This window comes from Burkholderia sp. BCC1972 (assembly GCF_905339605.1).
Taxonomy (GTDB): domain Bacteria; phylum Pseudomonadota; class Gammaproteobacteria; order Burkholderiales; family Burkholderiaceae; genus Burkholderia.
On sequence record NZ_CAJPGH010000001.1, the window covers coordinates 357,824 to 379,439 of the forward strand.

Genomic DNA, 21,616 nt, shown 5'->3' on the forward strand with positions numbered 1-21,616 from the left:
GAAATGACGCCGGCGCGCGCGTAGACTGCTTCCATCCACTCGCGCGCAGGCCACGGCTCGCACGCGGGCCCCCATACCGGCCAAACCGGTTCGCGTGGAGCGCGCATGAAGCACAAACGACTCTGGTTCGGCGCGGCAGGCGTCGCGATCGCCGGCCTGGCGGTCGCGATCGGCATCATGGTTCGACCGTCGATCGCGCCGATCGATCCGCCTGCCCGTGCGTCGTTCGATCCGCAACTGATCAAGGCCGGCGCACGCGTGGTTGCACTGGGCGACTGCGTCGTCTGCCACACCGCACAGGACGGCAAGCCGTTCGCCGGCGGGCTGCCGCTCGCGACGCCGTTCGGCACGATCTACGCGACCAACATCACGCCGGATGCCGACACCGGCATCGGCCGCTGGTCGCGTGACGCGTTCGCGCGCGCGCTGCGCAGCGGCATCGCCCGCGACGGCCATCCGCTCTACCCGGCCTTTCCGTACATTCACTTCACGCGGATGTCCGACGACGACATCGCAGCCGCGTACGCGTACCTGATGACCCGCGAACCGGTCCAGACGAAGACGCCCGCGAACGACCTGATCTTCCCGCTCAACTTCCGTCCGCTGGTCGCGTTCTGGAACGTGCTGTTCCTGCGCGAGGGCGCCTACCAGCCGGACCCGTCGCAATCCGCGCAATGGAATCGCGGCAAGCTGCTCGTCGACGGACTCGGACACTGTGCGTCCTGCCACTCGCCGCTGAATGCAATCGGCGGCGAACAGGCCGGCAAGATGTTCGACGGCGGCATCGTCGACGGCTGGGAAGCACCGCCGCTCAACGCGCTCGGCAACGCCGTCCACCCGTGGACGCAAGCGCAGCTGGTCACGTACCTGCGCACCGGCCGCGCGAGCGAGCATGGCGCGGCCGCCGGGCCGATGCTCCCCGTCACGCGCGATCTCGCGACGGTGCCGGTGGAGGATGTCGAGGCCATCGCGGCCTATCTCCTGTCGATCCAGAAGCCGGCCGCGCCACGGCCCGCGACGGCCGCCGCCGGACGCGAAGCGACGACGCCTGCCGGCCGGCGCGGCGCGGTGCTGTTCCAGGCGTCGTGCGCGCAGTGCCACGGGCCGGCAGCGCCGATGCAGTCGATCGGCGAGCGTCCGACGCTCGCGTTCAGCACCGCGGTCGCCGCCGACACGCCGCGCAACGCGATCCAGATGATGTTCAACGGGATCGGCTGGCATGGCGAGGACACGCTGAACTACATGCCGTCCTATCTCGACCAGTACGACGACGCGCAGATCGCGGACCTCGCCGCCTACCTCCGCGAAACGTACTCCGATCGCCCCGCATGGAGCGGCATCGACACCCTGGCCGCGAAGCTCAGAAAGGAGGACAGCGCGCGATGATCACCCTCACCGTGAATGGCGTGCGGCACACGCTCGACATCGATCCGTCCACGCCGCTCCTTTATGCGCTGCGCAACGACCTGCACCTGCACGGCGCGAAGTTCGGCTGCGGCCTCGGACAATGCGGCGCGTGCACCGTGATCGTCGACGACAAGCCGATGTTCTCGTGCCTGATCCCGGTCGCCGCGATCGGCGAGCGCCGCGTCAGGACCCTCGAGAGCCTCGGCACCGCCGAGCACCCGGGCAAGCTTCAGCAAGCGTTCATCGATCACCAGGCGGCGCAGTGCGGTTATTGCATCGCCGGCATGATCATGCGCGCGCAGGCGCTGCTCGAACGCAACCCGAAACCCACCGAACGCGAACTGCGCACGCACATGGAACCGAATCTGTGCCGCTGCGGCACGCACATGCGGATCCTGGCGGCCGTGCGCCAGGTCGCGGGCTTGCCGGAACCGGAACCGGCAGCCGCTCCGGTCATGATCAGAAAGGGGCTCTGATGAACCCACCCGACGACATCGACGAAGGCCGCCGGCACTTCATGGTTTCCGGCGCGCTGTTCGTCGCGTTCAGCCTCGCACCGGCCGCGCGCGCCGCCGCCGAGGTCGTGATCGCGGACGAAGGCGCCGCCGTCCACGTGGCCAAGGCCACCGAGACGCTGGCCGGCAGCCTGAAGACCAATCCGCTGCTGGACGCGTGGATCAAGATCACGCCCGAGGGCAAGGTCACCGTGTTCACGGGCAAGGTCGAGCTCGGCACCGGCGTGCGCACCGCGTTGCTGCAGGTGGCCGCCGAGGAGCTGGACATGAAGCCCTCGCTGATCACGTTCCTGACCGCCGACACCCACGCGTCGCCGGACGAGGGACTGACGGCCGGCAGCCACACGATGGCGGACAGCGGCTCCGCGTTGCTGAACGCCGCCGCGCAGGTGCGCGGGCTGCTGGTCGACGGCGCGGCGAAGCAGTTCGGCGTCGATCCGCGCCTGCTCACCGTCGCCGACGCGGTCATCAAGGCGCCGGACGGCCGCACGATGCGCTACGGGGACGCGGTCCGGACCGTCGACCTGCATCGCAACGCGGCACCGACGTCCCCGTTGAAGAGTCCGGCCACGTTCGCCGTGATCGGCACGTCGCTGCCGCGCGTCGACATTCCGAACAAGGTCACGGGCGGCGTCAGCTACGTGCAGGACCTGGAACTGCCCGGCATGCTGCATGCGCGCGTCGTGATGCCGCCCGTGTACGACGCGAAACTGCTGTCGTTCGACGAAGCCGCGATCCTGAAGATGCCGGGTGTCGTGCGGATCGTGCGCAACGGCAGCATGATCGCGGTCGTCGCGCAGGGCGAATGGCAGGCGGTCGTTGCGCAGCGCGCGCTGTCCGCCGGCTGCCGCTGGTCGCCCGGCCGTACGCTGCCCGATCGCGATACGGTGCATCAGGACCTGAAGCGGATCGCGACGCAGCGCATCGAGATCGCCAATACGCATGCGCAAACCCTGCCGGCCGCGAAGACGCTGAGCGCCACGTTCCTGAAGAACTACCTGATGCACGGCTCGATCGGGCCGTCCTGCTCGGTCGCGCATCTCGAGAACGGCACGCTGACCGTGTGGACCCACTCGCAGGGCGTGTACCCGCTGCGCGATGCGCTCGCCGAGATGCTGTCGATGCCGAAGCCGAGCGTCCGCTGCATTCACACCGAGGGTTCCGGCTGCTACGGACACAACGGCGCGGACGACGCGGCCGCGCATGCGGCGCTGATCGCGGCCGCGATGCCCGGCAAGCCGATCCGCGTCCAGTGGATGCGCGAACAGGAGCATACGTGGGACCATTTCACGCCGGCGATGGTCACCGAGCTCAGCGCATCGCTCGACGCGAGCGGCCGCATCGTCGACTGGAACTACGCGCTGTGGAGCAGCTCGCACAACGAGCGCATCGTCAATGCCGGCCGGCTGCTGCCCGCGCGGATGCTCGAGCCGCCGTTCGTCCCCGCGCCGTCGACGCCGATGTTGCAGCCCGAGGGCGGCGGCGATCGCAACGCGATCCCGCTGTACGCACTGCCGAACATGCACATCGTCAACAACTTCTCGCCGACGATGCCGCTGCAGACGTCGGCGATGCGCTCGCTCGGCGCGCACACCAACGTCTGGGCGATCGAAAGCTTCATGGACGAACTGGCGCACGCCGCCGGTATCGACCCGGTCGAATTCAGGCTGCGTCACATGCAGGATCACCGCGCGAGCCAGGTGATCAAGCTCGTCGCGACGAAATTCGGCTGGCCGCGACCGCCGCGCGCACGCAACCGCGGCGTCGGCTTCGCCTTCGGCAAATACAAGAACCTGATGGCCTACGTCGCGATCGCGGTGGAGGTGTCGGTCGTTCCGGAAACCGGCCAGGTGACGCTCGAACATGCGGAAGCGGCCGTCGACGCGGGCCAGATCGTGTCGCCGGACGGCATTCGCAACCAGATCGAAGGCGGCATCGTGCAGGCCGCGAGCTGGACGCTGTACGAGGCGCTGAAATACGACACGCAGCGCATCCGCAGCTTCGACTGGAGCAGCTATCCGATTCTCCGCTTCGACGCTGCGCCGCAAACCGTGAAAGTGCATCTGGTCAATCGTCCCGGCGCGCCGTTCCTCGGTGCGGCCGAGGCGTCGATGGGACCGACCGCCGGTGCGCTCGCCAACGCGATCTTCGACGCGACCGGCCAGCGCCTGCGCGAAATGCCGTTTGCGGGCGACACGCTCAGGAAGCGCATCGACGCATAGCGGTACGACACGACCACGACAAATCGCGCCGGCACGAACCGGCGCGGGCAACATACAGGCTGGAGATTTCTCAACGATGGATACCTTGCTTTCGATGCGCGTGTTTACGCGCATCGTCGAGACGGGCAGCTTCACGCGCGCGTCGGACACGACCGGGCTCACGACGCCGCGCGTGTCCGCGCTGCTGAGCACGCTCGAGCAGCATCTCGGCTGCCGGCTGCTGAACCGGACGACGCGCCGGATCTCGCTGACCGAGGACGGGCAGGCCTATTACGAACGCTGTGTCGGCGTGCTGCGCGAAATCGACGACATGGAAGCGGCCGTCTCGCAGGCACGCAATGTGCCGCGCGGCCGTCTGAAAGTGAACCTGCCGCCGGCGATGGCGAAACAGATCATGGTGCCCGCCCTGCCCGAATTTCTCGCCGCCCATCCGGGCATCATGGTCGAGCTCGGCGTGACCGATCGCCAGATCGACCTCGTCGGCGAAGGCGTCGACTGCGTGGTGCGGATCGGCGCGCTCGACGATTCGGGGATGGTCGCGAAACGGATCGGCAGCCTGACGACCTGCACTTGCGCGTCGCCCACGTATCTCGACAGATGCGGCGCGCCCGAAACGGTGGACGACCTCGCCCAGCACGTCGCGGTCAGCCACATGTCGGCCGATACGGGCCGGCCGCGGCCCTGGGACTACGTCGTCGACGGCGAAACGCGCATCGTGCAGATGTGCGGCACGGTCGCGGTCAACGACGCCGATACCTACATCGAGTGCGGCGTCGCGGGGATCGGCCTGATCAAGACCTCGCTGTACCTGGTCGAGCCGTATCTCAAGTCCGGGCGCCTGCGCGAGGTGCTGACCGATTTCAACACGCCGCCCCGGCCGATCTCGATCCTGTATCCGCCCAACCGGCATACGCCTGTCAAACTCAAGGTCTTCGTCGACTGGCTCGCGGGGCTGTTCGCGCAGATTCCGACGCTGCAGGGCAAACGCGGTTGATGTCCGCAGGTGATGCGGGGGCGGCGGCCTGATGCCGCTCGCCTCACCGAAGGCGGTCGGCTGGTAGAGCGGCGACCGCGCGGGCTAGGTCGACCCTGCGCGTCGCGAAGCGACGGGCCGGACTGTCTGAACGCCGCACCGGCGATTGCCGGCGAAGCCGCCCGGATCCTCCGAAACGACGCCTTCAGGCGTCTCTCCAGCGTGCGCCCAGCACGCGCCCACAGAAATTCGGCCGGTGAAAATCCGGATCGGCGCGCTCGAGTACGTCGGCACTCCACGTGCCGAACGTCGACGCCGACCGATGCGCGACCCCGCGCGCGATCGCGTCGAGGAACGCGTTGCCGAACCCGTCGCCGCGCGGGTACGCGGCGAGCAGCGCGAGGCGCTCGTCGGCCGAATACGCGTCGATGTCGGTTGCCATCAGGTCCGTCGCTACGGCGGACGCCAGCGCACGTGCGAGCGGCGACATGCGGGCGGCCACGCCGGGCGTCGTATGCAGCGCGATCGCGCGCCACACGTCGTCGCGCACGTGCTGCGGCGTCTGATGGCGCAGCAGGAACGCCTGCGCGGCGTCGGCGCTGTCGAGCTCGTAGCGCTCGGTCGAGCGGCCATACGCGGGGCTCAATCCCATGTTCGCGTACATCGCGGCCACGTACAGCGCCTCGGCATCGCAGCGCTCGCCCGCACGGCGCGCGGCAAGCGACGCGAGGACGAACACCCGGCACGCGTGATCGGTGATCACCCGCGGCAGCGACGCGCGTGCCGCTTCGGCGGCTTCGATCGCCATCGGTGTCCGGGGAATGCGGACGCCGGCGACTTCGTCATCGGCCGATGCGCAGGGGTGCGCAGAACTCATCTCGTCTCCTTCTGCCCCGCACCGGGGCGAAAAATCGTTCGTTCTTCGCGCGGCACGCGCCGGGGTAGCCGGCCTGCCCGCTGATCGACGCCATCCTACAAGACGACGCCGGGTTGGCCGAATGCTTCGCACTGCTCGACAACCTCCGTCGCGGCCGCGCGAAGGCGCTGCGCGAAACGACGGCCGCGCGCGCGCGCGGAACCGCCATCCGGGCCGGCGTCGGCCGCCGAGCACGGCTGCGCCGACACGGCCGGACGACGCAGGACGGCACCGCCGAATTCGGCCACCGGCGACCACGCGGGGCTGACCGGCAGCGGCGGCGGCGCAAGCGGCGCGAACTCGTCGTCCGCATGCACGACCTTGCCGCCGACGACTGTCAGCACCGACGACAGCGACTTGATCCGCGCTTCGTCGATCGTGAAGTAATCGTCCGTCAGTACCGCGAAATCCGCATACTGGCCGGGCACCAGCGCGCCCTTGCGGTCGTCCTCGTTCGAGAACCATGCACTGCCGACCGTGTAGCGGCGCAGCGCTTCCATCCGGCTGAGCCGGTTGCGTTCGGGATAGAGCGCCGTGCCGCCGACCGTGCGCCCGGACACCATCCAGTACAGCGACACGAACGGGTTGTAGCTCGCGACGCGCGTCGCATCGGTGCCCGCGCCGACCGGCAGCCCGGCCGCCAGCATCGCGCGGATCGGCGGCGTGCGCGTGGCCGCTTCGGCGCCGTAGCGCGCAATGAAGTACTCGCCCTGGAACGCCATCCGGTGCTGGACCGTCACGCCGCCGCCGAGCGCGGCGATGCGCGCGATGTTCGCATCCGAAATCGTCTCGCAATGATCGAAGAACCAGCGCAGCCCGTCGAACGGCATGTCGCGGTTGACGGCCTCGAGCACGTTCAGGAAGCGGCCGATCGATTCGTCGTACGTCGCGTGCAGCCGGAACGGCCAGCGGTGCCGCACCAGCAGCCGGACCACCGCGGCCAGTTCGGCCTCGAGCGCTTCGGGCAGATCGGGGCGCGGTTCGAGAAAATTCCCGAAGTCGGCGGCCGAAACCACCAGCAGTTCGCCGGCGCCGTTCATCCGCAGGAACGCGTCGCCGTCGCCGGGCTTCGCCAGCGTCGCCCATCGCGCGTAGTCGTCGAGTTCCCGTCCGGCATGCTGCACGAACAGGCTGTACGCGACGCGCACCGTCATCTCGGCGCGCTGCGCGAGCGACAGGATCACGCGATAGTCGTCCGGATAGGACTGGAAATCTCCGCCTGCGTCGATCGCGCTCGTCACGCCGAGGCGGTTCAGTTCGCGCATGAAGTGCCGCATCGAATTCATCTGGTCGTCGTGGCCGAGCTTCGGGCCCTTCTCGAGCGCCGCGTGCAGGACGGCCATGTCCGGGCGGGCGATCAGCATGCCGGTCGGCCTGCCGAGACGATCGCGCTGGATCTCGCCGCCGGGCGGATCGGACGTGTCGCGGCCATAGCCGATCGCGCGCAGCGCGGCCGCGTTCAAGAGTGCGCTGTCGCCCAGATGCATGATGAAGACCGGCGTGTCGGGCGCGATCGCGTTGAGTTCGGCCACCGTCGGCCCGCGCTTTTCCGCGAACTGGAATTCGGTCCAGCCGCCGACGACGCGCACCCACTGCTGCGCGGGCGTGCGCAGCACCTGGCGACGCAGCATGGCCAGCGCATCGGCCAGCGTCGGCACGCCGTCCCAGCGCAGTTCCAGGTTGAAATTCAGGCCGCCGCGGATCATGTGCAGATGCGAATCGTTCAGCCCCGGGATCACGGTGCGGCCCCTCAGGTCGATGCGAAGCGTGTCGGCGCGCGCGTGGCGCATCACTTCGTGCCCGCTGCCGGTCGCGAGGATCCGGCCGTTCTTCACCGCGAGCGCGGTCACAAACGACTGCCGGTCGTCCTGCGTCGCGATCTTGCCGTTGCATACGATGAGGTCCGCCGCTTCGGCGGATTCCGTCGCCTTAAGCACCGTCGTGCCTCCCGCTTGCGCCGAACGCCGGCATGCGGCCGCACACGGCACGCACCCGGATTGACGATACACGGACCATCCACTTCCCCTTGAACATTGATCGATCGGACCGACGGGCCGCGGCGCGATGGCGCGGCTGCGTCCTGCGCGGGCCGGGCGCGCCGCTACGCCATCTGCTGCATCGCATCCGCCGCCTCGTGCCGCATGCGGGTACGGCCCGTCGACGGCGCCGTCTCCGGCCGCACGAAGTTCTGCAAGCGCGCCAGCCGGCGAACGTCGAACGCACGCGATTGCGGATCGAAATGCCCCGACAGACCGGCCACCAGCGACGAGGCCTGCCCGGTCCGCCCGCGCTCGATCAGGTGATCGGCGAGATCGAGCGTGCCGCGCAGTGCCCACATCGCGGCTCCTTGCCCGTTCGCGGCATGGATCCCCATCAGGAGATGACGGTGCCCGTCGGCTTCGCAGGCGATCGCAAGGTCCGCATCGGCGGTGCGCGCCTGTTCGAGCATCGCCAGCCCGCGGGCGCGCAACAGTTCGGGCACGAACAGGTGCTCGCCGTGCGCGCGGCAGCGCACGAGCGTCGCATCGAGCTTGCCGCATGCCTCGGCCGCGCGGCCCGTACGCGTCAGCCCTTCCGCGTACGCGACGATCAACGGCGCGAGCACGCGGCGGAATCCGCTCGCTTCGATGCGCCGCAGCGCAGGCTCGAGCCGCGCGAGACCGGCACCGGGGTGCCCGCTCTGCATGTCGAACTGCCCGGCCAGGCATTCCGCATGGCTGAGCCAGATGTCGAACCCGTTCGCCTCGGCGGTCGAGCGCAGCGTGCCGAGATAGTCGGAAATCACGTCGTGGTCGCCATAGCGCAATGCAATCGGCACGGCCGCGGCGCCGAGCACGACGCACAACGCCAGCCCCGCTCCGGCACGGCGCGCGCATTCGACCGCCTGTGCAGCCAGTCGCATCGCATGTTCCGGGTCGCCCTGCATCCACACGAGCCGCGTCAGCATCGTGCTGCCGAGCGTCGCGACGTCGATGCCCAGCGCCGCCGCCGCGCACGACGGTTCGCCGACCTCGGCCAGCTCGTCCGTCGCCGCCTCCAGCCGCTCGCGCGCCTGCGCATGCTCGCCGAAGTAATGCAGCGAGGTCGCGACCATCGCGTTCGCCAGCAGTCGCTGCGACCGGTCGCCCCGCCGCTCGGCGGCACGCTCGAAGCGCGTCGCGTAGCGCAGCGATTCGTGGATGTCGGAGCGCGTCAGCATTGTGTTCCACAGCCCGACCAGCGCGCGCGCATCGAACGCCTCGTCGCCGATCCGGCCCGCAAGACCGAGCGTCCTGTCCCACATCGCGGCGGCCGTATGCGAATCGCCGTCGGTATGCAGCAGCGCCGCCGCATAGGCCGCGCGCAAGCGCATCTCGCGCGCCGCTTCGACAGGCGCGACGCCCTCGGCCTCGATCGCGTCGAGCGCCCGTCTCGCCAGTATCGAACATTCGCGCATTCGCGCCGGCTCCAGCAATGCGCGCGCCAGCGCGTCCGCGTCCAGCGCCTGCGGCCCGGCCGCCACGGGCGCGTGCGGCGCCTGCGCATGCGCGGCGAGACGCAGGCTCGCGAGATCCGGCGCGGGTGCCTGCGTCTGCATCCGCGCTTCCTCCTGCCCGCGTTCGTAGCACGCATGACGCTCGGCGACGGCGTCGAATTCGCCCTCGTTGCGCAGCTTCTCCAGCGCATACGCGCGCGTCGACTCCGTCAACCGGTAGCGCGCCTGCGCGCCGTCGAACTCGACGGTTACCAGCGACTTCGCGACCAGTTCGCCGAGCACCGCGATCATCTCGGCGGCCGACATGCCGGGTTCCATCGCAACCTCGCGGGCGGCATCGAACGTAAACGGGCCGATGAAGCACGCCATCCGACGAAACAGCGCGCGCGCGGCCGCATCCAGCAGCACGTAGCTCCAGTCGAACGTCGCCCGCAACGTCTGGTGCCGCGGCAGCGCCGAGCGCAGCCCGCCCGTCAGGAGGTTCAACCGGTCGTCGAGACGTGACGCGACGATCTCGAGCCCGAGCGTCGCGACGCGCGCGGCAGCCAGTTCGATGGCAAGCGGGAGCCCGTCGAGACGACGGCAGATGTCGCCGATGAGCCTGATGCCGGCCGCATCGATCGCGCAGTCGGGCGTGGCGGCGCGGATCCGCGCCAGGAACAGTTCGACGGCCGAATGGCGCACCATCTCGTCGACGGATGCACTGCCGTCCGGCACCGCCAGCGGACTCACGCGAAACACGGCCTCGACCGAGATATGCAACGGTTCGCGACTCGTCACGAGCACGCGCAGCGATGCGGCGCGCGACGTCAGCGTGTCGACGAGGTCGGCAACCAGGTCGACGACGTGCTCCGCGTTGTCGAGCACGATCAGGCCGCGTGACGCGGCGAACGCATCGCCGATCCGGTCGATGTCCGGCAAGCCATCCACCTCGAGCCCGAGTTCCGCGGCCATCGCGAGCAGCACGTCGTCGCGCGTCGCGGCACTCGCCAGCGCCACGAACCGGACGCGCTCGCCGGAGCGGCTGCGCAGTTCGTGCGCGACCCGTTCGGCCAGGCTCGTCTTGCCGATCCCGCCCGCACCGACCAGCGTGACGACCGGCGCACGTTCGATCATGTCGACGATCTGCTCGATCTCGGCCTGGCGCCCGACGAGCGGCACCGGGCTGGCAGCCGCGACGGCGTCGGGCGGCAACGCGGTCGCGCGCGGCGCCGGCTCGTGCGCGACCGCGGGATTCGCGATCAGCACGTAGCCGCGGCCCGGCACCGTCTTGATCAGGTCGCGGCTCGCGCCCAGTGCCTTGCGCAATGTCGCGACATGGACCTGCAGCCGGTTCTCCTCGACGATCAGGCCCGGCCAGACGGCATCCATGATGTCGTCCTTCGACACGACGGAACCGTTGGCGCGATGCAGTACTTCCAGTATGTCAAGCGCGCGTGCGCCGATACGCAGCGACGCGCCGCGGCAGCGAATGTCCCGCTGCTCGAAATCCACCGACAACGTCCCGATCTGGATCATGGCCGCCTCCAGGTTCCCCACGATGACCGCCATGTGAACACGGCCGTTCACCGGGGCGGGAGTGCGCACCCGGCCAGCCCTGCAGGCCGGGTGCAAATCTCAAAAAAGTGGGCCGAGTGTAAACGCCGGAAATACAAAAATCTTGAAGGAAAATGCGCTGGCGACCACCGCGCGGGCACGCCGCCGTACCCGCGTCGCGCGATTGCAAATGGGGCGATATCGATCAGAATGGCGCCTTCGCTTGCCGTCCGGGCCTGGCGCGGCATGGATCGAGCCGAATCCGGCATGCCGTCAGCCAGTGGACATTTATTCAAGTTATCTTGGGCCTGTCAGACGTGCTATATAAACTGCACGTAAAAATGCTCGCGCGCCGCACCCCATCGAAGGATAGTTCCGCCATGCCAGATCCCCTCGCCGCGCCACCTGTCGCGAAACCGAAAGACACGCTCGGATGCCTGTCGAGCCTGCTGTCGAAGGATATTGAAAGGTCGGTCGGCGGTCTGAAGCTCCATCGCAAATGCATGCGTGACGAGCAATTCGAGCGCATCGAAATGGCGCCCAGCGATCGCGGCTTCCTGATCGGCGTGTCGCTCAATGGCGGGCACCGGCGCACGATCTACGGCGGGGCCGGCAAGTCCGAGCGGTGGTTTCAGCACAACTCGATCTACATCCGCGACTTTTCCCGGAATTTCCGCGCGGACCTGCACGGCAAGTTCGACTTCGTGCTCATCGAGTTGTCGCACGGCTACCTCGACGACTTGAGTCGCGAGCACGACGGAACGGAAATCGGCGGCCTGACCTGCGCGCCCGACGCGCAGGACGCGGTGCTCGGCCATCTCGCGCACGCGGTCGCCGACAGCCTCGACGGGCCCGGCGCGCTGAACACGCTGTTCGTCGAGCAGATGGGGCTGGCGATCGGCACGCATCTGGCGCGCCAATACGGCAATACGCGCGCGCGCGACCTGCAACGCAAGGGCGTGCTGTCGCCGGCCAAGGCCGCGCGCGCCAAGGAACTGCTGATGGAAAAGGCGGATCTCGGCGTGTCGATCGAGGAGGTCGCGAGCGAATGCGACCTGTCGCGCGGCTATTTCATCCGTGCGTTCTCGCGCACGACGGGACGCACGCCGCATCAATGGCTGCTCGAGCAGCGCGTGATCCGCGCCCGGCAACTGATCGAAACGACCGACATGACGCTCGCGGAAATCGCGGCCGTCTGCGGCTTCGCGGACCAGAGCCATCTGAACCGCGTGTTCGCACGCATCGTCGGCCATCCGCCCGGCGCATGGCGGCGCGAACTGTCGCGCTGATTCCGTCACGCGCGGCGACGGCTCCCGCGCGCCATGCTCGCTATCGAAGCGGCGTCGTGTCGTAGTCGACCGGCACCCAGTCGTACTGCGCCCCGTCCCGGCGCAAATGCCCACGCCCGTGAAACGCGATGTGCGCGGCACCGACCAGATAACGCTTGTCCGCCACGCGCTTCAGCGTATCGCGCCGGGTGCGCCGCGCTACCAGCCGAACTTCGCTTCCATGCCGACATAGTCGGCATTGCGCGCACCGAGCGCGCGAATCGAGTCGGCGATCTGGAAGTGCACGGCCTCGACGGCCAGCGCCACGTTCGCATTGACGAGCCAGTCCACGCGCGCCTGCGCATACATGCCCGTCCACGAACCGCCCTTGCCGGCCGTGCCGGGCACCGCCGACATCCCTTGCCCGTAGATCGCGTCGGCCGTCGTCTCGCGCCACTGGAAACCGACCGCGGTCAGCACCGTCACGTTGCTCGCCGGCTTGAACGTCAGCGAAGGCTTCACGTGAATCAGGTTGCTGTAGCCGGTGTAGCCGGCGAGCGTGAAGTAATAGCCGTTCGGGAACAGCGGGTTGAAGGTGCCCATGCGCCCGTCGCCGGGATGCCGGTCGCCCGACGCGCCGTCGACCTGGAGGCCGATGCGCGGCGTGCCGGCCGTCTTCGTGAACGTGTAGCCGCCCAGCGCGCCGAACGCCCACGCACCGATCGTGTCCTGCCCGATGTGCCCCGTCTGGAGCATCGCCTCGACGTCCCAGTCGAGCCGGCCGGATTTGCCCGCGTAGCGCATGTCGAATACGTCGCGCCGCTCGTTCCCGGCCCCGGCGAGATAGCGTGCGTTGTCGCGCGTATAGCGCGACCAGTAGCCCGACAGGTCGCCGGGGCCCGTGCCGTTGCGCTCGATACGCACGCCGTCGAATCTCAGGTGCCGGTTCGACACGTCGTCGAACGCCGCGTCGTTGCGATACTGCACCGGGCGCGTCATATAGCCGATCAGCCGCCATTTGCCGATCTCGTAATCCGCCCACAGCGCGTCGAACGCCTGGCGCACGTTCGGGCCGTCCCGCACCGACACGAAGCGCTGCAAGTCGTAGGCCATCTCCTGCCGGCCGATGCGGGCCTTGAACGTGCCGCCGCCGATCTGGTCGACGTACGCGACGAACGCCTGCTCGAGATCGAGCTGGTCCTTGTCCACCGTGCCGACCGTGTCCTTGCCGAACGGCCGCGCATCGACGAACTGGACGAACGCCTGAAAATGCCCGGCATAACGCAGGTCCGCATGCACCGTCGCACGCTGGATCACGTAATTGTCGTCATGCGCGGCACCGAGCCCGAACAGCGGCGCGTTGTTCAACTCGAAGCGCTCGCGCAGGTTCGCGCCGAGCGACAGATAGGTCGACGGGTCGGCGCCCAGCGGGATGTACTTCAGCGAATCGAGCGGCTTGCGCGGCACGCATGGATTCGCGAGCACCGACCAGTCTTCCTGCCAGCGGTTGAACAGCACCGCGGGGCGCTTCGCGGTGCACGCGGCGCCGGCGGTCGATGCCGGCGCCGCGGATTCCTCGGCGCCGGCCGCCGTACCGGCGTACGTCGCGACGCCGCCCGCCAGCACGGCGGCGGGCAGCACGCGCCGCCACGCCTGTTTCATCGGCCGGCGGCCCATCATTTCGACCGCGAGTGGATCTCGGCGACGTAGCCGCCCGGGAACTGCACGAGCGCGGCGTCGCGCCCGTCCGACGTGAACGTCGGCACCAGCACGGTCACGCCCGCGGCCTGAGCCTGCTTCAGCGTCGCGGCCAGGTCCGGCACTTCGTAGCCGGTCATCTCGCGGCCGAACGGGTAAGGCAGGTGGCCGTCGGTGGCGAGCACCGTCATCTTGCCGAAACCCGACTCGATGCGGATACGGCGGTACGTGTCGTTCGGCCGGCCGATCTCGATGCCCGGCGCCTTGCGCACGTCGGACACGACCTTGCCGCGCGAGAACGCGACGAAGTTGCGCACCAGCTTGCTCGCGCTTTCCGGCGACACGTACACGCGGTTTTCCGGCACCGTCTGCAGCGGATCGTAGTGCGGCGCCTGGGTGTGCCAGTAAAGCTGCATGTTCACGCCGCCCGGCCAGCGGACGATCGCGTCGCGGCCGATCGGGTCCGGGAACGTGTCGACGATCACATCGGCGCCGTGCGCGCGCGCCGACTTCACCGCGACGTCCATGTCGGTGACGAGATAGCCGGTGCGCTCCTCGCAGAACGGATACGGAATCGGCGTCTTGAAGCCGAACACCGAGATCGTGCCGACCGGCGTCAGCACGAGCTGCGACATCGTCTGGCTCGGCGTCGGCGTGACCTGGAACACGCCCTGCTGCGACTTCTTGCCGCCGAAGGTCGCGACGAAGCTGTCGGTGAAGCGGTCGAAGTCTTCGGGTGCGACGCACACGTGCGTCGTGTCGTATTGTGGGCCGACCGCGACGGCCGGCACACGCGCGGACGAGGTCTCGAGCAGGCGCGTCTCGTCGGCGAGGACAGGCGCGGTCGCCAGCAACGCGCCGAGCACGACCGTCGACGCGGCCGTCATCCCCAATACCTGCCGCAATTTGAGTGCAATCATCGTGTTCTCCTTGATAGTGGCAAGCGCAGCAGCCCGCTGCGCGCGCGCATTCAGCGTGATGTCGGCCGCACGTCGGGCCGACCGGATTGGTAGGTGAGGAAGCCCAGCGCCGCGAGCGGCAGCGCCAGCGCCCAGAAGGCGGCGAACACATAGGCCGCGGCCCCCGCGCCGGCCCCGAGCGCAAAGCCGACGATCGGCGGCAGCATGCGCCGCAGCCGCACACGCGCGGCCTCCCGTTCGGCAGGCGCCGCGAGCGGCACGAGCCAGTCGAACGCATCGATCACCGCCTGCGTGACGTTGCCCGTCATCACCGTGTTGGCGACGACCGAGCGGGCCGTCAGCCGGCCATGCGCGTTCTGGACGCCCATCGCCGCGGCGCCGAGCAGGCCGCACAGGATCGTCCTCGGCGCATCGGCGTCGGCGATCGGCGACGCCATCACGCCCGCCAGCATGAACCCGGCCAGCAGCACGGCCTGCAGCGCATACAGCGAACGTGCGCGCACGCCATGGCCCAGCGAACGCATCCGATGATCGAGCACGCGCGCGCCGACGATGCCGGCGATGAAGGCCGGAAACGCGAGCCACTTGATCATGAGCCCTTGCCCGACGCCGGCCAGCCCGGAGCCGATCAGGATGAAGTTGCCCGTGACGTGCGCGGTGAACAGGCCGAACAGCGCGACGAAGCCGAGCGTGTCGACGTAACCCGCGATCGACGCGAGAAACACGTCCTCGCCGCGCACGCGATCGGGCGCTGCGGTGCCGGCGGTTACTGGCTGCGACGGCATGACGCGGCTTCCTTGAAGGTGTCGATTGCGCCGGCGACCGCAATGCGTGCGCCCGGCGAGATCAGATAACGCATGTTCCGCTCCGGTTTCGCCGGCCGGTCCGGCTTGCCGACTGGCGTCCGGCCCATGCAACGGCTCGTCAGCCAGACTAGACAAGGGCAGCCTTAATGTCATGGCGGCGGCCTGAATTTTTCTGAATGCGCCGCTCGCGCGCGGGACGGTGCGGCCGGCCCGATTCGACGCAGGACGTCCCGCGCGGCCACCCAAACCGCACCGCCAGCCGGATTCGCTGGCCGCGATCGTGTTATTTTTCGATCGATAGTTTATGCACGCGCGCCGTCAGGAGCCGATGAATGACCGAAAGAAAACGCAGCACGCCGACCCGCGAGCCCGCGGCCGACGCCGACGGCAACGCCGTCACGCGAGGCCGTCGGCTCACGCCGGAAGCGCGCGAGCGGCAGATCGTCGAGAAGGCGATCGAGCACTTCGCGACGCACGGCTTTTCCGGCAGCACGCGCGAGCTCGCGCGGCAGATCGGCGTCACCCAGCCGCTGCTGTACCGGTACTTTCCGAGCAAGGAAGCGCTGATCGATCGCGTCTACGACGAGATCTACACATGGAATCCCGACTGGGAAAAGATGATCGCCGATCGCAAGGTCCCGCTGCAGGAACGGCTCGTCGCGTTCTACCGCGACTACGCGCAAACCATCCTGCGGCGCGAATGGATCCGTACCTTCATCTTCGCGGGGCTCAGCCGCGAGGGTTTCAACACGCGCTACCTGTCGCGGCTGCGCGAACGCGTATTCCTGCCGGTGCTGCGCCAGCTGCGGCACGAATACGAGATCGCCACGCCGGCGACCGAGGCGCAGCGCAATGCGGAAATCGAACTGGTCTGGAGCCTGCACGCGAGCATCTTCTATCTCGGCGTCCGCAAATGGGTCTACGGCCTGACGGTGCCCGACGATCTCGACACCGAAATCGAGCGGCTGGTCGACGCGTTCCTGAACGGCACGCCCGCCGCGCTGCAGCAGCTCAGGTCGGGTGCGACCGCCCGGCGCCGCCGGCGCGCGTAACCAGACGAATTCAGAACAATTTATCCGGCGCGCGGCCCGCTTCACCTATCCTCGACAGGCATTCGCAGCCGCGCCCGTTGCGCGCAGGCCGAACCGAACCGGGACCGCCGCATGACCGACACCACGCCTTCGATCACCCATCACACCGGCACCGCGAACGGCATCCGCCAGCACTGCATCGATGCCGGCAGCGGGCCCGTCGTCGTCCTGCTGCACGGCTTCCTGAAGCACTGGGAAGGCTGAATCGCCACGCACGCGAAGGATCATCGGGAGGAAGCAATCATGAGCGACGTTTCAGGCCCGCTGGCGGTCGTGGTCGGCGGATCGGTGGGCGGGCTTTTCACGGCCACCGCACTGCGGGCGGCCGGATGGCGCGTCAAGGTGTTCGAACAATCGCCGAGCGACCTCGACAGCCGCGGCGGCGGCATCGTGCTGCAAGCGCCGATCGAACGCGCATTCACGTTCGGCGGCGTGCCCGTGCCGCGCGATGCGCGCGTCGATTCCATCGACCGGATCTATCTCGACGAGCACGACCGGATCGTGCAACGTCTCCACAGGCCGCAAACGCAGACCGCGTGGAACGTGATCTACAGGGACCTGAAACGCGCGCTGCCCGCCGGTGTCGTGCACGCCGGCGTGTCGTTCGAGCGGTTCGAGCAGGAAGGCGACGGCGTGATCGCGCATTTCGCGGACGGTCGCGTCGAGCGTGCCGACTTGCTGGTCGGCGCCGACGGCGGCCGCTCGACCGTCCGCGCGCAACTGCTTCCCGACGCGCAGCCCGCTTATGCGGGCTATGTCGCATGGCGCGGGCTCGTCGACGAGTACCTGCTTCCCGACACGGTGCTGCGGGTACTGCGCAATCGCTTCACGTTTCAGCAAGGCGACGCGCATCTGTTCCTGACTTATCTGGTACCCGGCCGCGACGGTGCGATCGAACCGGGCAAACGGCGCGTGAACTGGGTCTGGTACCGGCGGCTCGCGCAGGACCGCATGCCGTCGCTGTTCCTCGCGCGGGACGGCACGCAGCGCGACGGCTCGCTGCCGCCCGGCGCCATGCGGGACGACAACCGGCTCGAACTCGTGGACGCCGGTTGCCGCATGCTGGCGCCGACGCTCGCCGCGCTCGTCGATGCGACGCACGCGCCGTTCGCGCAGGCGATCCGCGATCTCGCGGTCGACCGCATGGTGTTCGGCCGCGCGGTATTGCTCGGCGATGCAGCCTGCCTCGTCCGGCCGCACACGGCCGCCGGCGTCGCGAAAGCGGCGGAGAATGCGGTCGGGCTCGCCGAGGCGCTGCGCGGCGTCGCGCACGGCCCCGCTTTCGACGCCGCGCTGTCGCGCTGGGAAGCCCTTCAGCTCGCGACCAACGCGTCGCTGTCCGAACTCGGCATCTCGCTCGGCACCCGGATCATGGGGCGCACGTGACCGGCCGGCGGCCACGCGCCGATCCGTGACTCATGCCCGCCGTGGCGCCGACGAGGCGTTAAATTCCCGTTCGATGCAGCGCAACGCGTGTCGCATTCGCGGGCGGCGCGCGTGCGAATCGATGGCCGCTCCAACGCCGGCCTGACGATCAGGCATTTCTCGCCGGATATCTTGAAATGCTATCCTTTCGACCATGAGGCAGAAGGCGAGCAAGCAAAACGCCACCTCGTCCAACACACTCGCGGCACCCGAACCGCCCCTCCCCACATCCGTTCCGTTGCCCGGCAAGCCGGGTATTCGCACGTCAGCCAGCCGATTCACCACCGATTGCGCCGGCCGTACGTTGCACCGTCACTTTCCTACGGAGACGCGATGACAACTCGAATCGACCGACGAGCCTTCCTGATGTACGGCGCCTGCAGCGCGGTACTGCCGCTTCTCGCCGCGTGCGGCGGCGACGACGGCACGCCACTGCCCCGATCGCGCGCCATCGCATCGGGTCTCGGGGAAAAAGCCGCTCCGCCCCTCCATGCGTTCGACGAAAACGACTTGCTGGTTCCCGGTTTCAAAATGAAGCTCGGCGACATCAGGACGCAAATCGAGCAATACCAGCCGGCGGCCATCGCGATTGCGGATGTCGTCAATGCAGCGTTGTCGGCCAATACGCTGCCGGGGCTCATCGCCTTCGGCGAAGTCACGATCAAGGCACTCGCGTCGTTCATTCCGGGCGCCGGACCGCTGGTCGGCGAAGTACTGAACCTGCTGTTCAACCACCTGAATACGCTGTTCGAGCGCGGGCCGGACGAAGAATCGGTGATCCGTCGCATTGCGACGGACGAGATTTCGAAAAACAACGTCGAGATCATGCGTCAGACGCTGGCGGGCATCAACGACGACCTGCACTTCCTCGTCGAGTTCGTGCGAAACAACGCACCGCCCTACTCGGCGTCGATGTCCGACACCATCGTCGCGAAGTTCGTGGCGTTCTGGAGCGGTTGCACGATGCTCACGCCGCTGTTCCTGATCAAGGGCTCCGAATATCAGGGGCTGACGATGCATGCGCTCGCCTGCGGCGCGCAGTTGTCGATGTATGGCGCATACCTGTCGATGCGCGACGAACTCGCTCTCGCACCCGACACGGTCGCCGCGACGCTGAGCGAGATGCGCGAGAAGATCTACCGGTACCAGAATGCCATGCAGAAAGTGCTTGCCGCACACTTGAACTCGCTGTCCGATCCGGACAAGAAGAACAAGTACGTCCGCAACTTCTATACCCTTGGTTATGCGAAGTTTCTCGATTCGGCGAAGAGCTACTTCACGGCATTGCACCAGACGAAGATCGACTTCCGCAACTCGATGGAGATCTACACGCACGACGTCTTGCGCAGCACGGCCGACGCCACGCTCCCGTCTCGCACGTCGTACGTGACGGACCTGCTCGCCATCTGCCATTGCGGTTACGGCGGCGATCCGTGCGTCGTCCGCATGAATCAGACGTTCGTCGACGGCGCAGGCCGATCGACCCACATCGACTCGCAAGGTTGCACCGGCGACTTCGACGGCGTGTCGGGCAGCCTGCTCGCGATTCAGCACTCGTTTGCCGCGAATCAGTCGGCGGGCGAGTTGACGGATGGTCTCGGCTGCATCTGGAAAGCGTCCGTGCGGGGAGCGATCTTCAGCCGCAACGAAAACCAGTATCTCTATGCGCTGCAGGTGCAGGACGGCACCGGCACACGCTATTCGGCGGCAGTCGACGGATACGGCAACGTCCTCGATCTGGTCGACAATCCGGATTACCTACAGTCGTATACGCCCGGCAGCGCGGCGAAGCTCGAACCGGGTTACTTCGTCTCGGCGTTCCTGACCGCACCGGGCACCTATTCCGGCAAGACGTGTCGCGAAGATTCGGGCAGCAGCGTTCCGTATGCCGGCATGGCACTGCGACACTACTCGTCCGCCTCGCAGCTCGCGGAATTGCACGGCACCGACGTCGGCCTCGAACTCGACCTGACCTGCGGCTTCAGCCTTGCCGATTCGTCGACGCTCGGCGCGCCGACCGGCTATCCGGACGTGATGATCGGCAAGTCGATCCTGGTCGGCAAGCACCTGACCTTCGTCGTGACGAACCGGACCGCGGCACCTGTCGCCTGCCGCCTTGTCCCACTTCTGGCAGACGTCCGGACGAGCTCGGACACGTTCGTCAACCTGACGCTCGTGACGCCCGACACGCAGCGCACGCTCGCCTCGGTCACGCTCGCCGCGCATGGAAGCGGCCCCGCGCTGCTTGGCGAGGACGGCCGGGAGTTCTTCCATTACGAAACGAACGACGTCTTCCCGTTCGCGCCCGGCGTGAACCATGTGCAAATCGCGCGCGGCGCGGATCTCGGCGAAAACGCCTTTCGCTTCGCGAGCTTGCTCGTCGTGCCGATGCGAACATGACCCGGCAATGCGCGTTATCGGGGACCCCGGCGCGGAAGCCTGAACAGGTTGCGCCGTCCGGGCCTACGCCACGGCATGGCGATTGCGCGGATAACTCACGGCATGCCCGCTCCCGGACATGAAAGTGGTCCCGCCTTCGTCGTCCGACTGAATCGGCCGGTCCTGCTTCAGCGGAAACCCGCCGTCAACCGCACTCCGCAGCGGTGAAATCGCCGGGCGGCAAAGGCCGGTTCGCCACGTCCCGTGCTTCGGCGCGGGTCAGGCCGAGCGTCTGCAATACCATCGCCGCGGCTCGCTCGGCAAGCCGGCCCTCGTCTCTCGCCGGCTTCCTCGCGTCGCCCGCAGCCGTGTCGGCCGTGTAGCACTCCGCCGCGACCGCAGCCAGGATCGTCCCCGTCATCGCGAGCACGCTCATGAACGGATCGCCGACGACGAAGCGGCGTGCCGCGATGCCGCGCTTGCTGTCCCGCCACAAGCGCCGGCCCAGCCCGTGGTCGAGCACGCGCGCGGAAAAGCCCTCCCGCACCAGAAACCGTCCCCAGCGCTGCTCGCGGCGCGCGCGCATCAGCGTGTGACGCACGCAAACCGACACGACCTCGGCCGGATCCGACAATCCGCTCGCCAGACGTTCGAGCCCGTCCGCGAAGTCGTCGAAGACCCATTCCGTCAGCGCGGCGAAGATGTCTTCCTTCGATTCGAAGTGGTAGTAAAACGAACCGAACCCCACATCCGCCGCCTCGGTGATCTCGCTGATCGCCACATTGTCCCGGCCCTTTTCCGCCATCAGGCTGAACGCCGCCCGCAGCAGACGCATGCGGGTCGCCTGCTTGCGCCGGGCACCACGCGGCCGGACCGGTTTGTCGTCCGCGAGCGCGCCTTCTGGTTCCAAAGAAATTTTGTCCATGGCGCCATTTTAGATATTTCACTCATACTTGACAATGTTATCAGTTATGAGTCTAATCTC

The 21,616-nt window shown here is 68.1% G+C and carries 15 protein-coding genes and 2 pseudogenes; 9 read left to right on the forward strand and 8 right to left on the reverse strand.

Annotation, left to right across the window (positions count from 1 at the left end; all coding sequences use genetic code 11):
- Nucleotides 1-105 precede the first annotated feature (105 nt).
- From U5798_RS01660 to U5798_RS01675, 4 genes are all read left to right on the forward strand, one after another.
- Nucleotides 106-1,386 (forward strand): cytochrome c, encoded by a 1,281-nt coding sequence (locus U5798_RS01660; protein WP_322080961.1) that lies wholly within the window; start codon nucleotides 106-108, stop codon nucleotides 1,384-1,386.
- Nucleotides 1,383-1,883: a (2Fe-2S)-binding protein gene (locus U5798_RS01665; RefSeq protein ID WP_124448220.1), complete on the forward strand. Its 501-nt coding sequence runs from the start codon at nucleotides 1,383-1,385 to the stop codon at nucleotides 1,881-1,883. The genes U5798_RS01660 and U5798_RS01665 overlap by 4 nt, the downstream gene beginning before the upstream one ends.
- On the forward strand, nucleotides 1,883-4,144 hold the full coding sequence (locus U5798_RS01670) for a xanthine dehydrogenase family protein molybdopterin-binding subunit (RefSeq protein WP_322080962.1): 2,262 nt from the start codon (nucleotides 1,883-1,885) through the stop codon (nucleotides 4,142-4,144). Before U5798_RS01665 ends, U5798_RS01670 begins: the two co-directional genes overlap by 1 nt.
- A 76-nt stretch (nucleotides 4,145-4,220) precedes the next feature.
- Complete coding sequence (locus tag U5798_RS01675) at nucleotides 4,221-5,138, forward strand: LysR family transcriptional regulator (protein ID WP_124448224.1); 918 nt, start codon at nucleotides 4,221-4,223, stop codon at nucleotides 5,136-5,138.
- A 184-nt stretch (nucleotides 5,139-5,322) separates the two neighbouring features.
- On the opposite strand, the gene U5798_RS01680 is transcribed toward U5798_RS01675, so the two are convergent.
- The 3 genes from U5798_RS01680 to U5798_RS01690 form a co-directional block, all read right to left on the reverse strand.
- The gene (locus tag U5798_RS01680) at nucleotides 5,323-5,994 is read right to left on the reverse strand and encodes a phosphohydrolase (RefSeq protein WP_322080963.1); all 672 of its coding nucleotides are present in this window, start codon (nucleotides 5,992-5,994) and stop codon (nucleotides 5,323-5,325) included.
- Between the two features lie 95 nt (nucleotides 5,995-6,089).
- A complete protein-coding gene (locus U5798_RS01685) occupies nucleotides 6,090-7,970 on the reverse strand; it encodes an amidohydrolase (protein ID WP_322080964.1) in 1,881 nt (626 codons plus the stop codon).
- Between the two features lie 164 nt (nucleotides 7,971-8,134).
- The gene (locus U5798_RS01690; protein ID WP_322080965.1) at nucleotides 8,135-11,026 is read right to left on the reverse strand and encodes an ATP-binding protein; all 2,892 of its coding nucleotides are present in this window, start codon (nucleotides 11,024-11,026) and stop codon (nucleotides 8,135-8,137) included.
- Nucleotides 11,027-11,424: 398 nt separating this feature from the next.
- Here U5798_RS01690 and U5798_RS01695 point away from each other — a divergent pair, with 398 nt between their 5' ends.
- On the forward strand, nucleotides 11,425-12,333 hold the full coding sequence (locus U5798_RS01695) for a helix-turn-helix domain-containing protein (protein WP_124448234.1): 909 nt from the start codon (nucleotides 11,425-11,427) through the stop codon (nucleotides 12,331-12,333).
- A 40-nt stretch (nucleotides 12,334-12,373) separates the two neighbouring features.
- Here the strand turns inward: U5798_RS01695 and U5798_RS01700 are convergent.
- The 4 genes and pseudogenes from U5798_RS01700 to U5798_RS01715 form a co-directional block, all read right to left on the reverse strand.
- Nucleotides 12,374-12,532, reverse strand: a pseudogene (locus U5798_RS01700) (MBL fold metallo-hydrolase); the annotation flags it as partial.
- Entirely contained in the window at nucleotides 12,532-13,974 is a 1,443-nt protein-coding gene (locus U5798_RS01705; RefSeq protein WP_322080966.1) for an alginate export family protein, read from the reverse strand. The pseudogene U5798_RS01700 and the gene U5798_RS01705, both read right to left, overlap by 1 nt.
- Nucleotides 13,975-13,988: 14 nt before the next feature.
- On the reverse strand, nucleotides 13,989-14,930 hold the full coding sequence (locus U5798_RS01710; protein ID WP_322080967.1) for a glyoxalase: 942 nt from the start codon (nucleotides 14,928-14,930) through the stop codon (nucleotides 13,989-13,991).
- A gap of 50 nt (nucleotides 14,931-14,980) precedes the next feature.
- A complete protein-coding gene (locus U5798_RS01715) occupies nucleotides 14,981-15,715 on the reverse strand; it encodes a YoaK family protein (protein ID WP_322080968.1) in 735 nt (244 codons plus the stop codon).
- 353 nt (nucleotides 15,716-16,068) lie between these two features.
- Here U5798_RS01715 and U5798_RS01720 point away from each other — a divergent pair, with 353 nt between their 5' ends.
- The 4 genes and pseudogenes from U5798_RS01720 to U5798_RS01735 all read left to right on the forward strand — a co-directional run bounded on the left by U5798_RS01720 (nucleotide 16,069) and on the right by U5798_RS01735 (nucleotide 20,652).
- Entirely contained in the window at nucleotides 16,069-16,788 is a 720-nt protein-coding gene (locus U5798_RS01720) for a TetR/AcrR family transcriptional regulator (protein ID WP_322080969.1), read from the forward strand.
- Between the two features lie 111 nt (nucleotides 16,789-16,899).
- A pseudogene (locus tag U5798_RS01725) lies at nucleotides 16,900-17,010 on the forward strand (alpha/beta hydrolase); the annotation flags it as partial.
- Nucleotides 17,011-17,070: 60 nt separating this feature from the next.
- The gene (locus U5798_RS01730) at nucleotides 17,071-18,213 is read left to right on the forward strand and encodes an FAD binding domain-containing protein (protein WP_322080970.1); all 1,143 of its coding nucleotides are present in this window, start codon (nucleotides 17,071-17,073) and stop codon (nucleotides 18,211-18,213) included.
- A 372-nt stretch (nucleotides 18,214-18,585) separates the two neighbouring features.
- Nucleotides 18,586-20,652 (forward strand): hypothetical protein, encoded by a 2,067-nt coding sequence (locus tag U5798_RS01735; protein WP_322080971.1) that lies wholly within the window; start codon nucleotides 18,586-18,588, stop codon nucleotides 20,650-20,652.
- A gap of 184 nt (nucleotides 20,653-20,836) precedes the next feature.
- On the opposite strand, the gene U5798_RS01740 is transcribed toward U5798_RS01735, so the two are convergent.
- Nucleotides 20,837-21,556 (reverse strand): TetR/AcrR family transcriptional regulator, encoded by a 720-nt coding sequence (locus tag U5798_RS01740; protein ID WP_322080972.1) that lies wholly within the window; start codon nucleotides 21,554-21,556, stop codon nucleotides 20,837-20,839.
- Nucleotides 21,557-21,616: the final 60 nt, after the last annotated feature.

Bases quoted from the DNA above. Each gene is read 5' to 3' on its own strand.
- U5798_RS01660 (WP_322080961.1), top strand. From the start codon at position 106: ATGAAGCACAAACGACTCTGGTTCGGCGCGGCAGGCGTCGCGATCGCC.
- U5798_RS01665 (WP_124448220.1), top strand. From the start codon at position 1,383: ATGATCACCCTCACCGTGAATGGCGTGCGGCACACGCTCGACATCGAT.
- U5798_RS01670 (WP_322080962.1), top strand. From the start codon at position 1,883: ATGAACCCACCCGACGACATCGACGAAGGCCGCCGGCACTTCATGGTT.
- U5798_RS01675 (WP_124448224.1), top strand. From the start codon at position 4,221: ATGGATACCTTGCTTTCGATGCGCGTGTTTACGCGCATCGTCGAGACG.
- U5798_RS01680 (WP_322080963.1), bottom strand. From the start codon at position 5,994: ATGAGTTCTGCGCACCCCTGCGCATCGGCCGATGACGAAGTCGCCGGC.
- U5798_RS01690 (WP_322080965.1), bottom strand. From the start codon at position 11,026: ATGATCCAGATCGGGACGTTGTCGGTGGATTTCGAGCAGCGGGACATT.
- U5798_RS01695 (WP_124448234.1), top strand. From the start codon at position 11,425: ATGCCAGATCCCCTCGCCGCGCCACCTGTCGCGAAACCGAAAGACACG.
- U5798_RS01705 (WP_322080966.1), bottom strand. From the start codon at position 13,974: ATGAAACAGGCGTGGCGGCGCGTGCTGCCCGCCGCCGTGCTGGCGGGC.
- U5798_RS01710 (WP_322080967.1), bottom strand. From the start codon at position 14,930: ATGATTGCACTCAAATTGCGGCAGGTATTGGGGATGACGGCCGCGTCG.
- U5798_RS01715 (WP_322080968.1), bottom strand. From the start codon at position 15,715: ATGCCGTCGCAGCCAGTAACCGCCGGCACCGCAGCGCCCGATCGCGTG.
- U5798_RS01720 (WP_322080969.1), top strand. From the start codon at position 16,069: ATGACCGAAAGAAAACGCAGCACGCCGACCCGCGAGCCCGCGGCCGAC.
- U5798_RS01730 (WP_322080970.1), top strand. From the start codon at position 17,071: ATGAGCGACGTTTCAGGCCCGCTGGCGGTCGTGGTCGGCGGATCGGTG.
- U5798_RS01735 (WP_322080971.1), top strand. From the start codon at position 18,586: ATGACAACTCGAATCGACCGACGAGCCTTCCTGATGTACGGCGCCTGC.
- U5798_RS01740 (WP_322080972.1), bottom strand. From the start codon at position 21,556: ATGGACAAAATTTCTTTGGAACCAGAAGGCGCGCTCGCGGACGACAAA.